Genomic DNA, 14,867 nt, shown 5'->3' with positions numbered 1-14,867 from the left:
TCCTCAACTGACAGGTTCGGCTCGGACGCCCTCGAATTCCTGCCCACGGACAGATCGTGGAACGGGTACCGGAATAGCGTCGAGCAATGTTCGGGTGTACTCCTGCTGCGGGCGACGGAAGATGTCCTCCACCGACCCACTTTCCACAACCTCACCGCGCGCCATCACCAGCACACGATCGGCGATCACTTCGATCAACGCCAAATCATGACACACGAACAGATACGCAAGACCCAACTCCTCTTGCAGATCCCGCAACAAGTTCAGCACCTGAGCACGCACCGAAACATCCAGCGCAGCAACAGGTTCATCACAGACGATCATCTTCGGATTCAACGTCAACGCCCGAGCAATAGCAACACGCTGAAGCTGACCACCGGAAAGCTCCGCCGGATACCGGCCGAAATAACGCGAACCGATCCCCACCTTGTCCAACATCGCCGTCGCCAACTTCTCACGCTCACCCCGACCCATGTCGGTATGCACGATCAGCGGTTCCACCACAGCATCAACAACGGTCATCCGCGGATTGAGAGAACTGTGCGGATCCTGGAAAATCATCTGCATACCGCGGCGCATCGAACGCAACTCGGCAGGTTTTGCGGCCCGCACGTCAACGCCATCGAACGTGATCGAACCGGTATCCGGCTCGATCAACCGCAAGGCGATCCGGCCCACCGTCGACTTACCAGCACCCGACTCCCCGACCACGGCAAGACATTCACCGGCTTCGAGACTGAAACTGACGTCCTTGACCGCATGCGACCACTTGGTGCGACGGCCCAGAAAATCGCGGCCCGATGCAAACGACTTCGACACGTTCTTCACTTCGAGAAGACTCATCGCACACTCACTCCCTGCAGATCGAGGTCCTGCACACGCAGGCATCGCGCCTCTCCGGTCGGAACCTGCGCCATCGCAGGATGCTCCACATCGCACAGTCCCGGCGCCACATGCGGGCACCGCGGCGAGAACCGGCATCCTGTCGGCCAATCGGCCGCCGCGGGAATCCCGCCCGGGATCGCATGCAGCCGACGATCCGTATTCAGTCCCGGCTGCGGAATCGAAGCCAGCAAACCCGACGTGTACGGATGCTGGGGACGGAAGAACACTTCTTCTGCCGCAGCGTTTTCCGCGATCTCACCGGCATACATCACCACCACCCGCTGACACAATTCCGCCACCACCGCAAGATCGTGACTGACGAACAGCAACGCCACACCGGTCTGCTCCTGCAAATCCCGCAACAGATCGAGGATCTTCTCCTGCACCGTCACATCGAGCGCAGTGGTCGGCTCGTCCGCGATCAGCAACCGCGGATTACATGCCATCACCATCGCGATCATCACACGCTGACACATGCCACCACTGAACGCGTGCGGATAATCGCCTACCCGCTCCTTCGCCCGGGGAATCTGCACCAATTCGAGCATCTCCACCGCCCGAGCCATTGCTTCCTTGCGGCTCAAACCCAAGTGCTTGCGCACGGATTCAGCGATCTGATCACCGACCGTGTAGGCCGGATTGAGACTGCGAATAGGCTGCTGAAAAATCATGCCCATTCCGGTACCGCGGAGCTTGCGCCACTCCCGCTCCGGAACCTTCGTCAGATCACGACCGTCGAATTCGATGGAACCCCGCGAAATCCGGCCGCCGGTAGCCTGCGTCAAACCCATCACCGCAAGCGAGGACACCGTCTTGCCTGATCCGGACTCACCGACCAACGCCACCGACTCGCCGGCACCGACGTCGAACGAGACACCTTCGACCGTCGTCTGCCAACCGCCTCCGCCGCTGGGGAATTCGATGGTCAGATCCCGAACCCGCAACAGTGGTTCAGTGCTCGCATCGAACTGCTCTTTACGCATCAGATCAGTCATTGTCACCATTACGACTCCGTAGCAAAGATCGGCGAACACCGTCGCCCAGATAGGTGAAGGACAGGACCGTCAAGAAAATCATCACGCCGGGAGGCCACACCAGGTACGGCGCCAACTGCATATTCGACGCCGCGGTGCTGAGCATCGAACCCCAACTCGCCGCCGGAGCCTTCGCCCCGAGACCGAGGAAACTCAGGCTCGCTTCCGCCGCAACCGCAGCACCGAGAGAGACGGAGATGACCAGCACCACCGGCGGCATCACGTTCGGAAGGATATGCCTGATAATGGTTCTGCCCGGACGACAGCCCAACGCGATTGCAGCCTCGATGTATGTCTCGTGCCGCACATCCATCGTCGACGCCCGCGCAACCCGGAAAAACCTGGGCGCCATGACCAAACCGATGGCGAGCATCGCGTTGGTGATTCCCGAACCGAGTACCGCGACGATCGTGATCGCCAGCACAAGTGACGGAGCCGACATCAACGCATCCATCACCCGGGTGATCAGCGAATCGACCCAGCCGCCGCGATAACCGGCGATGACACCGAGTGGAAGTCCCAGGATCAGCGCCACACTCACCGCCTGCAACGACGCCGTCAACGAAATCCGCGCACCGTAGATCAACCGGCTCAACACATCTCGGCCGTAATCATCGGTGCCGAGCAGATGATTTGCACTCGGCGGCTGCAATCGGTTGACCAGGTCCTGCACGTACGGATCGTGCGGCGCCAGAATCGGAGCGAACACCGCCATGATCACCAGAAGCAGGATGAAAATACCCGCGACCATCGTCACCGGCTTACGCAGAACAGCCTTCAAGCCTTGGCCCCTCGCAGGCCGCTCCGCCGTCTCGGATGTGGTCACTACCTTCGGATCAGTCATGCGCGAACCTTAGGGTTGAAGTAGCCGTAGGAAATGTCGACAAGCAGGTTCACCAGCACCACCACCACGGTGGTGAACAGGACAAACCCGAGCAACACCGGAATATCGTGGTTCTGGACACTGTTCACGGCCAGAGAGCCCAACCCCGGCATGCTGTAGATGATTTCGATGGTCACCGCCCCGCCCAGCACTTCCGCGACACGGAAACCGAGCACCGTGACCACCGGGATGCACGCGTTCTTGAGTCCGTGCTTGAACACGACACGTCCGCGCCCGAGACCCTTCGCCTCCGCGTTGAGGATGTAGTCGCTCTTGAGTACCTGCCCGAGCGACGACCGCAGCTGCAACGTCACCTCCGCCGCAGGCAACAACGCCAACGCAGTACCCGGCAAAATGAGGTGCTGAATCCACGGCACAAACCCGTCTGAGAGTGGCGCATACCCGAAGGCCGGGAAGATCTGATTGGTCACCGCGAATACCGACACCAGCACCAGACCGAACCAGAACGCGGGAATCGCGATCGCAATCGACGCCACCACATTCACCAGACGATCGACAATTCCGCCGGGACGAAGCGAGGCAACAACACCCAGGATCAGCCCGATCGTCACCGCAAGCACCATCGCAAAAACAACCAGCGACAACGTCGTCGCCATCCGGCGGAAAATCAGCTCCGTCACCGACTGATTCGACAGAAACGACGTACCCAGATCACCCTGCAGAACACCGCCCACCCACCGGACGTACCGCAGAAAGATGTTGTCGTCCAAGTGAAGTGTCGACCGGATTTCGGCCAACCGCTCCGGAGTCGGATCATCACCGGCAAGAATCGCAGCCGGATCCCCCGGCGCCAAATCGATCAACAGAAAAATCATCAAAGGCACAATCAACAACAGCGGCACCGCCGCCAGCAGCCGTCGCCCCGCGTAACGCAACATAAGCACCCCTCACCGGCGCTTACAGCCGGTCTTGTCGGCGGTTCCCTTCGCAGGTGATGCGTCTGCGTGAATTCTTTGTCGCATCACCTGCGAAGCAGATCGGTCTATCAGCAAGATTTCTGAATCTGCAGTGCTACTTGGTCATTCCGACGTAGCGCAGATCGAAGATTCCGGTGTCAACCCACGGGATGTTGTCGGCGTTGACTACCTTGTCACTGAAGATCGTCGCGTTCGTCTGATTGCAGATCGGGACGAACATGGCCTCGGCCAGTGTCTTCGACCAGATCTCGTGGTACAGCCCGGCCCGCTCATCCTGCGACAACGTCGGGTTGGCAGCCTTTGTTGCCAGTGCGGCGATCTCGGGATTGCCGTTACCGAAGTCGTAGGGACCCACGACAAAGGTATTGACGGTCTCAGCGGGGTCTACCTTGGGGCTGAAGCTGTTCGACACCATCGACTGGAAGGTGCCGGCGATGTAGCCGGGCTCGTTCTGGGTATTCGGAACGGGATTGAGCTCCGCCTCGAATCCTGCTGCTGCCAGGGAGGACTGGATAACGTTGGCAGGCTTTTCCGTATTTGTTCCGGCACCGAAGGTCAGTGTGATCTTAGCTCCACCGGCACTGGAGACCAGGCTCTTGGCCTTGTCCACGTCGAAGGTATACGGGTACTGGTACGACGGGTCGGCCGCCCAGCTCGATTCCGGATACATCTGACGGTACGGGGTGCAGGTTCCCGAGAAGAGCGCGCTGATGGCCTCGGGATCGATGGCGTGTGCAACAGCCTGACGCACTTCGGGTTTCGCGAGGTCGTCACGTGCTCGCATGAAGACACCAAGCACATTGCGGAACTTCACCTTGTCGATACCCAGCACGTTGCGGTCCGCGAGCGACTGCGCCTGAACGATCTCGTTGGCCGAGCTCACCCAGCTGATATCGGTGGCGGCGGTCTGCATTCCGTTCAAACGCGTTGTCGCGTCCGGCATGGTCTTGAAGCTGATTCCACCGAGCAGTCCGGCCGCTGGATCCCAGTAGTCGCCCTGTGCACGAGTAACCTCGAGAGATTCCTCGGGTACGTAGTTGGTGACGGTGTACGGTCCGGATCCGCTCTGGCCCGGATCATTTCGGATGTCCGTGCCGGCTTCTATGGTCTTGGGGCTGACCATCATGCCGACATTGGTGCTGAACAGCCCGGGTAGCTCCACACCGGAACCCTTGGTCAGGTTCAGCCGGGCAGTAGTCGGGTCGACAACATCAACGGACGTAATGTCGTCGAGCGCGGCGACAACCGTGCTGCCTGCCATCGTCTTTCCACGCTGGACGTTTGCGGCGAGGGCGGCGGCGTCGAACTTGGTGCCGTCGTGGAACGAAACGTCGTCTCGTAATTTCAGCTCGAGATAGCCACCGTCAGAGGAAAACTCCCACGACTCCGCAAGTCCCGGAACAAGATTTCCGTCCTTGTCCACCATGGTCAAGCGATCGAACATCGGAGTCAGATATCCCCAACCGCCGTAGCTGGTCTGGAGGTACGGATCGAGGTTTCGGGTCGGCGCAGACGCGGTGACGCGAAGTACGGCCGCTCGGTCGATATCCGCGGCCGATGCAGTGGAGCCGCCTGCAGTGCTGGTGCCGCCGCCCCCGCCGCATCCCGCGACGGCCAAGGCAGCCACCAGCGACACTGCGGCAATTTTGCCTTTGCCGTTCCATTTTCCGCTCATCGAATTCCCTCTCGAGATAGATCAAAGTCGGCGAGAAACCCCACGCACACGGTCTCTTCGGCTCACAGGCAGACTAACCCGGATATGTCTATTAGGTATACGTTTTTTCGGAACTAGTTTTGACAATGGCAACCTGCACAGGAGTTATCCATCCTTGTCCCGATCACTGGGAAGGTGACTATCGAAAAACGTCTGCTCAGGAGTCTGCGTTCGCTGCTCGTCGTTGCTCCAGCACCGAACGTGTTCTCGCTCGGGCGTCCTCGTACTCTGCGACTGTTTCGCGAACTACTTCCGAAAGGGGGCTGCGTCGTTTCACCCCCGACACCGAATGGCCCGCACTCCAGACGTCGGTCCACCTTCTCGGCCCCGGTTCTGATGACCCCGGTCCGAACAGCTCGGCCGATTCTTTCACGGAGATCTGCTCGTTCAGTGTGTCGGGATCAAGCCCCTGCGCTCTGATGGACGGAGCAAGCATGTTCGTCCGCAGTCCGGTGAAAGCGTTGGTCAGCACCACGTCGTCCATCGTGCTCTCGACCAGCATGTCCTTGTACGGCGCCGACGCCGAACTCTCGTCGCTCGCGATGAAACGCGTGCCCATGTACGCCGCGTCGAAGCCTGCCACCTCGGCAGCCCACAACGCCTGCCCGTCGGAGATTCCACCTGCGAGAATGACTGTGCCGTCGAAGAACTCACGGACACCACGGATGAAGGCAAACGGGTTCATCCACCCCGTCTGCCCACCCGCTCCGGCCGAGAGCAGCACGAGTCCGTCCGCACCGGCTTCAACTGCCTTTTCGGCATGACGAAGCGTGCCGACGTCGGCAAAGACCGCAGCGCCGATATCGTGGAGCGGTCCGATGATCGGGGCCGGTGAGCCTACGCTCGCGATGACCATTTCCACTCGGCGGCGAACCAAGCACGCAACGTCGTCTGCCAGTCGCGGCGCTCTCATGATCAGATTGGGGCAGTACGGTGCCAGTTCTCCGCCGCTCTCCTCATTGGCACGATCGAATGTCGCCAGCCACGAATCGAGTTCCTCTGCCGTGCGCGCGTTTGCCGTCGGAAAGGCGCCGACGACGCCCGCCGCGCAGGCTGCCGACACGAGGTCCGGCCCGCTCACTCTCAGCATGGGTGCGGCGATCAGCGGAATCCGCAGTCGAGCGCCGAATCTGGTCCGAAAGCCCGGTGGCACGTCGGATTTCACTAGGGCAGGTATCCGGTGTGCACCACCGGGGCAACCGGCTCCGCATCTCGCCCACTCGACAGCCTCAGCGCACCGAGCAGCGCGTTGCGTAGTTCGCGTGGATCGATGACGTCGTCGTACGTCACCGAACTTGCCAGACGCCACGGACCTGCAGCCTCGTTCTCGATCAATGCACGCTGTGTCCGCCCGTCCGCCTTCGAGGTGCTCCCACCCACGGCAGCCGGAATACCTCCCAGCATCCCTCCCGGAAACGACAACGACACGGTTTGATTGTCGAAAGCATTCTGACCCATGACCGAGCCCCCGAATCCGAAGGCCTTGCGCACTGTCACATGCATTTTCGGCACGGTGGACCGATGCTGCGCCGCAAACATCCGAGCACTCGCCCGCAGTATGCCGTCCCGTTCGGACTTACTTCCCGCAAGAACGCCCGGGTTGTCGGCCAGGAAGATCAACGGGATATGGAAAGCGCCGGTCATCTCGATGAACCGGCAGGCCTTTTCCGCCGCGGCCACATCCAACGCACCGGCAAGCACCAGTGGCTGATTGGCGACAACGGCGACAACCCGGCCACCCATCCTTGCCAGTACCGTGATGACAGAAGAACCGTGCTGCGGTTGCAGCTCGAACAGGGTGCCCTCGTCCACCATCACGGACAACACATCGTGCATGTCGTACGGGATACGAGGATTCGGCGGAACTACGTCGAGAAGAGAATCGAGGGAGCGCGGCGCCGCAACCGAAGTGTCAGGATCCGCCAGTGGCGCGCGACTCCACGCGTTCGACGGGAAATAGGACAGGTATTTGCGCGTCAACTCGAGCGCCGAGTCTACGTCCGCCGCAACATTGTCGGCGATTCCGCTCATCTCAGCGTGCACGGCGCTACCGCCGAGGTCTTCCTTTGTCACCTTCTCGGCGAGCGACGCCTCCACCAGCGGTGGGCCGGCTGTGAACATCGCGCCGTGGTCTTTGACCATGATGACAAAATCCGACATCGGTGCGGCAAGAGCTCCGTGCCCAGCCGAGGGTCCACACACAATCGAAACCGTCGGGACCAATCCGGCAAGCTCGGCCATTGCCTGCAGATCGTTGGGCGCCGGCCGGTGTGGGTGCAGTGCGTTGGTTGCCCTGTGCCCGGCGCCTTCGAGCATCATCACCAGTGGAGTCCGCTCGTGCTTGGCAAGTTCTGCGATGCGGGCGCGTTTTGTGGCCGCTGCCGTTCCGATGGATCCGCCGGCAACCGTGAAATCCTCCGAACCGACCAGCACCGGACGGCCGTCGACAAGTCCGGACCCCGCAACGAAGGCGTCGGACGGGATCGACGCGTCGCCGGCCAGTACGCCGATTTCCTGAAATGTATCCTCGTCCAGGAACTTCGCTACTCGTTCGCGCGCATCAACGCGCCCGAACCGCCGGTACCGCAGTAGCTTGTCGGGGCCACCCATCTCCTGTGCAGCCCGACGACGCTCGTCGAGTGCCGTCAGCAGCGAAGTCCACGCATGACGATTCTCCGAGACTATCGCCGGTTCGCCGTCAACGTCGAGTTGTTTACGCACGACCTTTCCGGTTGCATTGCGCGGCAACGGTTCTGTGGTCAGTCGCCATCGGGAAGGCACCTTGTACTTGGCGAGACGCTCCCGCACGTACCCGAGCAACTCTGCCTCCGAGACGGATCCCGGCTCCTCGACCACAACAATTGCGGCCACTTCTTCGCCGTAGTCCGCGTGGGGAATTCCGATCACCGCGCATTCCTGCACCGACGGGTGCTCACTCAGGACGTTCTCGACTTCGACGGGATAGACGTTCTCCCCACCACGCAGAATCAAGTCCGATCTACGACTGCTGACGCGGAGGTGACCGTCGGACATGAATCCCAAATCGCCTGTACGCAGCCATCCTTCATCGTCGAGCGCGGCGGCCGTCGCGGCATCGTTGTTCCAGTAGCCCACCATCACGTGCGGTCCGCGTAGGCAGATCTCACCCTCGTAACCGTCCGGGAGCCGATGACCGTTGTCGTCCCGGATCTCGACGCTCATCGTGACGACGGGGCGGCCCACGGAATCCGGGTACTCCTCCAGATCGGCGGCTGTCGCCAAGGTGGCTCCTGTCGACGACTCGGTGAGCCCGTACGTCGTCCCCAACGAACGCCCCGCCACCGGCAGCAGTTCGCGAACCTTCTCCTTCAGAGCGGTTGACGACGGCGCCGATCCCAGTGACATCGTCTTGAGCGAGGACAGATCGTATCGTGACAGATCACCATGTGAAACAAGGCGATTCGCCATGGTCGGCACAGCACCCCAGTTGGTGACCTGCTCGCGCTCGATCAACCGGAGCACACGTTCGATCTCGAATCGCCCGCTGTAGATGACTGCCGTGTCCCCGATCGACAACCGTGGCACGGCAAGGTTGTGCAGTGACGCGATGTGGAACAGTGGATTCGACAGGAGAAACCGGCGGTTCGCGGGTGGGCTTCCGAAATGCGTTGCCAAGGCATCGTTGAATCGATGAAAGTCGTTTGCCGTGATGACGTTCCGGTGCGAGTGCGTCGCACCTTTCGGCCGCCCGGTTGTGCCGCTCGTGTACAGGATGACGGCGGGGTCATCCTCGTTGATCGCGCAGGTCGACAGTGCTGCATCGGCATGCAGCGTGGACAAGCGAGGTACGTCGACTTCGGTGGACAGCACCGGCACGTCGACCTCACCGAGCAGTTCTCGTCGTTTTGCATCGGCGACAACAAGTTTCGGAGTGGAGTGCCTCATGCCGTAGTCGATCTCGGGAGCCGACCACATCGAGTTCATCCCGACCACTATCGCCCCGAGGGACGTCGCTGCCCAGAAGGTGATGATCCACTGAGCATTGTTCGCAGACAGTATCGCGACGCGGTCGCCCTTGCCGATCGAATACGCGCTTCGCAACTCCTCTGCCAGTGATGCCACACGAGCGAAGTGATCGGTGAAGGTAATCCGCAGTTCGTCGCACACCAGATACTCGGTGTCGCCGTGCTCGACCGACGCGGCCAGAAGCTCACGGAGCGTATGCGTGCGATTCTTGAACACCGGCATGACGTGCCCGCGCACGGGTTCTTCAGCCACCTCGAACAACTGCCCCGGGCCTGTCAGTTCTGCCACGGCCAGAGAGCGCCGATATGCCATGTCCGGTTGAACGACCATCCTTGATCCATTTCTGTGACAACGCAGTTCGATCGCGCTGGGCGGCCCCGTCGGTGTGGATCGGAGCCTGTTCGCTCCACACCGACGCAACTACTCACCACCGCTCATTGTGGATACTACGCAGAAAAGTCGTTCGATATGCGATATTTCGATTAGAAATACTTTTTGAATTTCCGCGGGCTTGTCGAACGCCTCCACACACGACAAAGCGGCCCGGCAGCGGGCATGAAACCACCGCCGGACCGCTACTGTCGCACTGTTATCCCTGGATCGGCGGCCACACCGGAGCGATGGACCACGGGCGTGCCGTTTCGAGTTGCGACGCAACCTGAATCAGCACATCTTCGCGCCCGAAGGCGGCAACCAACTGGACGCCGATGGGCACACCGGCCGAGTCATGACCCATCGGCAAGGAAATCGCCGGCTGACCGGAACTGTTGAACGGACTGGTCAATCCGCTGTATCCGGCCGAGTGCTCCCAGATCGACATGGGATTTGCCGTATCGAGGAGACCAAGCGGAGCGGCCGGGCGAGCCATCGTCGGGGTCAGCAACAGGTCGTGATCGACGAAGAACGCACCGATCACCTGCGCTGCTCGCTCGAGTTCCTGCAGCGCCTTGACTACGTTGGTCGCGGTTTCGGACTTCGCGCGGTCGTAGATCATCCGAGCCATCGGTTCGAGGTCGTCGTCGCGGATTGCGCGGTTCACGGCCTCGAGTCGTGCATCGACCTCGATGGTCATCGGTATGCCCATCAACACGGAAAGCCCGGAAGTCAGTGCATCGAGCGGAAAGTCCGGGGCGCCTTCGGAAACATGGTGGCCGAGTTCTTCGAGCAGACCGGCGACGCTCGAGGTGACGGCCGCACACTCCGGGTCCACCGGCGTGCCGTCCGGTAGCGCGTTGCTCAGAGCAATCCGCAAGCGTCCGGGATCCGCGCCCACTTCCTCGACGTACGGCCGCTTCGGCGCCAGGATCACGTACGGATCGCCCACAGTGGGTCCAGCGGAAAGATCGAGGAGCAGAGCGGTGTCGCGCACACTGCGAGTAAGCGCGTGGTGAACACCCATCGGCGACGCAAACAGAGTTCGTGCCGGCGCCGTCGGGGTACGACCACGGCTCGGCTTGAGACCAACCAGGCCGCACGCAGACGCCGGGATGCGGATCGAGCCGCCGCCGTCACTGGCATGGCCCGCGGGCACGATTCCCACTGCAACAGCTACAGCCGTGCCTCCCGACGACCCACCGGGTGAGCGATCGAGGGCGTAAGGGTTGCGGGTAGGGCCGAACAGTGCAGGTTCGGTACTCGCATTCTTGCCGAACTCCGGAGTGTTCGTCTTACCGACAATCACCAGCCCGGCACGACGGTATCGCTCGACGAGCGCCGAATCCTCCTGCGCCACAGCATCGGCGAACAAACGAGATCCGTTGGTACTCGGCAGACCCGCGACATCAAGTCCGAGGTCCTTGATCACGAACGGCACACCCTGCAGTGGGCCTTCGGGAAGACCGGCAGCGACCTCGTTCCGAGCTTCGTCGCGGCGCTCGCTGATCACTGCATTGACGGCCGGGTTCCGCTCGTCGAGCCGGTCAAGGCTGAACTCCAGGACCTCCTTGGCGGATACGTCCCCCTTGCGAATCGCCCCGGCCAGGCCCGTCATGTCACTGTTGTCGAACAAATCCTGCATCGATGCCCTCATCACTCGTGTGCCGCTTGTGCGATTGTGAGGTCCGTCATATCAACCACAACGGCGGCGGGTCTCGAGGATTCCACTTACCGGGACAAGCGCGATGGCGGATCGCAATCAAGCAGGCCATCGCCGGTAAGGGTTCGTGAAGGCCGAAAATAACTTTCACGTCCCAGATCGGCTACGCGTCGGATTTCCCGGCCGGCCCGGGCAGCGCTACGACGGGAAACTGAAAGAACGCACAGGTAACACCCTTGTACTCGCGCATGTCCACAAAATCGAAGCCAACCTTCTCGAGCACCCGCATACTCGCTCGATGTCCGGCCTCTACATGCGCGCACAGACCACGCGACGACAGGTCGAACGCCGGATATTCGAAGTGCCAGTCCACCAACGCCGAGGCAACCTCAGTGGCAAATCCGCGTCCCCACTGATCCCGCCGAAAGGCATACGCCAGTTCACGACTCGAGCCGAACTCACCGAATCCTGCCCGGCCGATCATTTCGCCGGCGCGGTTCTCCACGCGCCACTTGGTCCAACCCCGAGTTCTCTGTTCATCGAGATACCCGTCCAGCCGCGACTGCGCCTCATCCCGAGTGTCTGGTCGTCCGTACCCGATGAACCACATGGTCAGGGCATCAGCGTGTAGCGCAGCGAGGTCCTCGAAGTCGGACGGGAGCCAAGTCGTCAACGTCAGTCGTTCGGTATTCAGAATGATGCGACGACCCATGCCGGTATCTTTGCACCTCTATTTGTGCGTGATCACAGAATCAGACCGTGACGACGAGCTTCGACAACCGCCTCATGGCGACTTCGCACATCGAGTTTGGCCATGAGATTGCGCATGTACGTCTTGACGGTTTCGACGCTCAAGGACAGGCGCTCCGCGATTTCGGCGTTGCGCAGCCCCAACGCGACGTACCTCATCACGTCCGTTTCACGCGGCGACAGCACTATCGCACTCGCGATCTCTGCAGGCGCCGTCAAGGCCCGAAGTTTTGCCTCGACGGCGTGAACCTGCGCACTGAGTTTCTCGTCCTGCAGACCTGCCGCGATCTCACCCAACGCGAGGAAACTTTCCGTCAACGTCTCCGATATTTTTGCCTCGCGGCTCGAAACCTGTTCCACCGCAGCAGTGTCGATCATCGCGACACGACGATCAACCTCGTCGCGGATCTCGATTTCGCGTGCCAACGAGTACGACGCACGCATCATCTTGTCTGCAACAACATCTCCGATCGGCAGGTTGGCGCGCAGTCCGCCATAGAGCGCGCCGCGGGTTTTCCCTCGAACGACCACGGGAACCGCCATCAACGATTCGATTCGCTCGGTGCCGACCTCGTAGTCGTAGTCGTGGGTGATCTGAGACGAATTGGCGTAGTCCTGCACCACAGCTGTGCGCTGCTCGGCGATAGCCCGCCCACCGAGTCCGCATGCCGCGTTGATCTCGAGGTTGCGCAGCAGAGTGCTGTGCGTCCCGACGTAGCTGGTGATGGTCAAGGAGTTGCCGCTCACTCCCCCACCGAACAGGACCGGCAGTTCCGTCTGCGGCTGCAGCCGGCGCAGCGCCGCCCGCAACGCGTCGTCGTCGCTCGGCCTTAAAACCCTGTTCACGTGCACTCCTGGTCGGGGAAAACGCGGATACCCACTTCGTAGGGTAGCGGCTGGTGGGCTGGCCCAATATCGTCCAACACGAGCGTTTGTAGCGCCGATCACATTCACCGTGACGGGTGAGCTGCAACGTCCGACCACGCGAACCTCGGAGGAACCCGTGTCTGCACCCACCGCACTCACAGCCAACAACACCCCGCTCAGCCCACTGCGCTTTCTCGAACGCAGTGCGTCGGTGTTCCCAGATCGCACCGCCGTCATTCACGGCGATCGGACGTACACCTACCGCGAGTTCGGCGACGAGGTAGCCGCTCTGGCACGTGTTTTGCGGGACCGTATCCAGCCCGGCGATCGCATCGCTTACCTGGCGCCGAACATTCCCGAAATGCTGTTTGCGCATTTTGCCGTGCCTCTGGCCGGCGGAATCCTGATCGCCCTCAACTCGCGCCTCGCCGGACCTGAACTCGAGTACATCCTTGATCACTCGGGAACCACGATCCTGTTCGTAGACTCCGAGTTCGTCGGTTCCGTCGCGTCGTCGAAAACAAACGTGCAGAGCCTGCGCGAGATCATCGAGATCCCGGACTCCACCGTCCCGTACCCGGAGGTTCCCACCGGAATCGTCACCGGGCAGTACGCCGATCTGTTGGCAGAAGGTGAAGCGATCGCCGATCAGCCACTGCACTGGGGGGTCGACGACGAGCAACAGTGCATCGCCATCAACTACACGTCGGGTACCACCGGAAAACCCAAGGGCGTCATGTACTCCCACCGCGGCGCGTACCTGAACTCCCTCGGTGAAACCTTCCACAACGGGTTCACCGGCTCCACCAAGTACCTGTGGACACTGCCGATGTTCCACTGCAACGGTTGGTGCACACCGTGGGCAGTTACCCAGGCCGCCGGCACCCACATCTGCCTGCGCGCCGTCCGCGCCGATTCGATCTGGGATGCGATCGACAACTTGGGCGTGACCCACCTGTGCGGCGCACCAACTGTCTGCTCCACCATCGCCGACGCGGATCAGGCCCACAAGGTCGACGCCCTTCGCATCACCACCGCAGGTGCTCCCCCGTCGCCGACGATCATCGGCAAGCTCGAGGACATCGGTGTGACCGTCGTCCACGTGTACGGCCTCACCGAGGTGTACGGGCCGTACACGATCTGCGAATACCAGGAAGCCTGGGACGAGAAGCCACAGTCCGAACGCGCCGCGCTGCTTTCCCGGCAGGGCGTTGGCATGGTCCAGGCGGAAAATGCACGGGTCGTCGACCCCGACATGAACGACGTTCCCGCCGACGGTCAGACCATGGGCGAGATCGTGCTCCGCGGCAACAACGTCATGCTCGGGTACTACCGTGACGAGGCCGCAACCGCGGAAGCCTTTGCCGGCGGGTGGTTCCATTCAGGAGACCTCGGCGTCATGCATCCCGACGGATACATTCAGCTCAAGGACCGCGCGAAGGACATCATCATCTCCGGTGGCGAGAACATCTCTACCGTCGAGGTGGAGCAGGCGATCATGAGCCACCCCGCCGTGATCGACGTGGCCGTCGTCGGCGTTCCGGACGAGAAGTGGGGCGAGCGCCCGAAGGCATTCGTGGTGCTGGGCAAGGGATTACAGGCATCCGCGGAAGACATCATCGAACACACCCGCACCTTGCTGGCCGGGTACAAGGTACCCCGCGACATCGTCTTCCCACTCGACCTTCCCCGCACCCCGACCGGCAAGGTTCTCAAGTTCGAGCTTCGGGCGTCGAACTAACTCGGCCGTAGGGGC

Annotated in this window: 10 protein-coding genes and 2 pseudogenes; 1 reads left to right on the top strand and 11 read right to left on the bottom strand. The window is 61.5% G+C overall.

Translation table 11 applies throughout. The features are described 5' to 3' along the window. Positions 1 to 3: 3 nt before the first annotated feature. The 11 genes and pseudogenes from C7T36_RS25575 to C7T36_RS25525 all read right to left on the bottom strand — a co-directional run bounded on the left by C7T36_RS25575 (position 4) and on the right by C7T36_RS25525 (position 13,090). The gene (locus tag C7T36_RS25575; protein WP_051730357.1) at positions 4 to 843 is read right to left on the bottom strand and encodes an ATP-binding cassette domain-containing protein; all 840 of its coding nucleotides are present in this window, start codon (positions 841 to 843) and stop codon (positions 4 to 6) included. Continuing rightward, on the bottom strand, positions 840 to 1,889 hold the full coding sequence (locus tag C7T36_RS25570; protein WP_045068627.1) for an ABC transporter ATP-binding protein: 1,050 nt from the start codon (positions 1,887 to 1,889) through the stop codon (positions 840 to 842). Before C7T36_RS25570 ends, C7T36_RS25575 begins: the two co-directional genes overlap by 4 nt. Then, entirely contained in the window at positions 1,873 to 2,763 is an 891-nt protein-coding gene (locus tag C7T36_RS25565; protein ID WP_080711646.1) for an ABC transporter permease, read from the bottom strand. The genes C7T36_RS25570 and C7T36_RS25565 overlap by 17 nt, the downstream gene beginning before the upstream one ends. After that, positions 2,760 to 3,701 carry an ABC transporter permease gene (locus C7T36_RS25560; RefSeq protein ID WP_033232363.1) on the bottom strand — a complete coding sequence of 314 codons (942 nt, stop codon included), beginning with the start codon at positions 3,699 to 3,701 and terminating at the stop codon, positions 2,760 to 2,762. Before C7T36_RS25560 ends, C7T36_RS25565 begins: the two co-directional genes overlap by 4 nt. A gap of 133 nt (positions 3,702 to 3,834) precedes the next feature. After that, entirely contained in the window at positions 3,835 to 5,415 is a 1,581-nt protein-coding gene (locus tag C7T36_RS25555; RefSeq protein WP_045068624.1) for an ABC transporter substrate-binding protein, read from the bottom strand. A gap of 196 nt (positions 5,416 to 5,611) precedes the next feature. Continuing rightward, positions 5,612 to 6,607 carry a nitronate monooxygenase family protein gene (locus C7T36_RS25550; RefSeq protein ID WP_045069680.1) on the bottom strand — a complete coding sequence of 332 codons (996 nt, stop codon included), beginning with the start codon at positions 6,605 to 6,607 and terminating at the stop codon, positions 5,612 to 5,614. Between the two features lie 11 nt (positions 6,608 to 6,618). Beyond that, positions 6,619 to 8,013: pseudogene (locus tag C7T36_RS25545) on the bottom strand (acyl-CoA carboxylase subunit beta); the annotation flags it as partial. A 141-nt stretch (positions 8,014 to 8,154) separates the two neighbouring features. After that, positions 8,155 to 9,789, bottom strand: a pseudogene (locus C7T36_RS25540) (class I adenylate-forming enzyme family protein); the annotation flags it as partial. Positions 9,790 to 10,048: 259 nt separating this feature from the next. Beyond that, on the bottom strand, positions 10,049 to 11,476 hold the full coding sequence (locus tag C7T36_RS25535) for an amidase (RefSeq protein WP_033232366.1): 1,428 nt from the start codon (positions 11,474 to 11,476) through the stop codon (positions 10,049 to 10,051). Between the two features lie 181 nt (positions 11,477 to 11,657). Then, on the bottom strand, positions 11,658 to 12,206 hold the full coding sequence (locus tag C7T36_RS25530; protein ID WP_045068622.1) for a GNAT family N-acetyltransferase: 549 nt from the start codon (positions 12,204 to 12,206) through the stop codon (positions 11,658 to 11,660). Positions 12,207 to 12,238: 32 nt separating this feature from the next. Further along, entirely contained in the window at positions 12,239 to 13,090 is an 852-nt protein-coding gene (locus C7T36_RS25525) for a LuxR C-terminal-related transcriptional regulator (RefSeq protein ID WP_045069672.1), read from the bottom strand. A gap of 157 nt (positions 13,091 to 13,247) precedes the next feature. Between C7T36_RS25525 and C7T36_RS25520 the strand changes: the two genes are divergently transcribed. Then, on the top strand, positions 13,248 to 14,852 hold the full coding sequence (locus C7T36_RS25520) for an acyl--CoA ligase family protein (RefSeq protein WP_045069670.1): 1,605 nt from the start codon (positions 13,248 to 13,250) through the stop codon (positions 14,850 to 14,852). Positions 14,853 to 14,867: the final 15 nt, after the last annotated feature.

It is taken from the genome of Rhodococcus sp. AD45-ID, from assembly GCF_003023755.1.
In the GTDB taxonomy this organism is placed as follows: Bacteria; Actinomycetota; Actinomycetes; order Mycobacteriales; family Mycobacteriaceae; genus Rhodococcus_F; species Rhodococcus_F globerula.
Note: the sequence above shows the minus strand (reverse complement) of the source record. Positions and strands in the feature narration are given on the sequence as shown.

What these genes read in the sequence shown, in the direction of transcription:
- C7T36_RS25575 (WP_051730357.1), bottom strand. Translation starts at nt 843, where the DNA reads ATGAGTCTTCTCGAAGTGAAGAACGTGTCGAAGTCGTTTGCATCGGGC.
- C7T36_RS25570 (WP_045068627.1), bottom strand. Translation starts at nt 1,889, where the DNA reads ATGGTGACAATGACTGATCTGATGCGTAAAGAGCAGTTCGATGCGAGC.
- C7T36_RS25565 (WP_080711646.1), bottom strand. Translation starts at nt 2,763, where the DNA reads ATGACTGATCCGAAGGTAGTGACCACATCCGAGACGGCGGAGCGGCCT.
- C7T36_RS25560 (WP_033232363.1), bottom strand. Translation starts at nt 3,701, where the DNA reads ATGTTGCGTTACGCGGGGCGACGGCTGCTGGCGGCGGTGCCGCTGTTG.
- C7T36_RS25555 (WP_045068624.1), bottom strand. Translation starts at nt 5,415, where the DNA reads ATGAGCGGAAAATGGAACGGCAAAGGCAAAATTGCCGCAGTGTCGCTG.
- C7T36_RS25535 (WP_033232366.1), bottom strand. Translation starts at nt 11,476, where the DNA reads ATGCAGGATTTGTTCGACAACAGTGACATGACGGGCCTGGCCGGGGCG.
- C7T36_RS25530 (WP_045068622.1), bottom strand. Translation starts at nt 12,206, where the DNA reads ATGGGTCGTCGCATCATTCTGAATACCGAACGACTGACGTTGACGACT.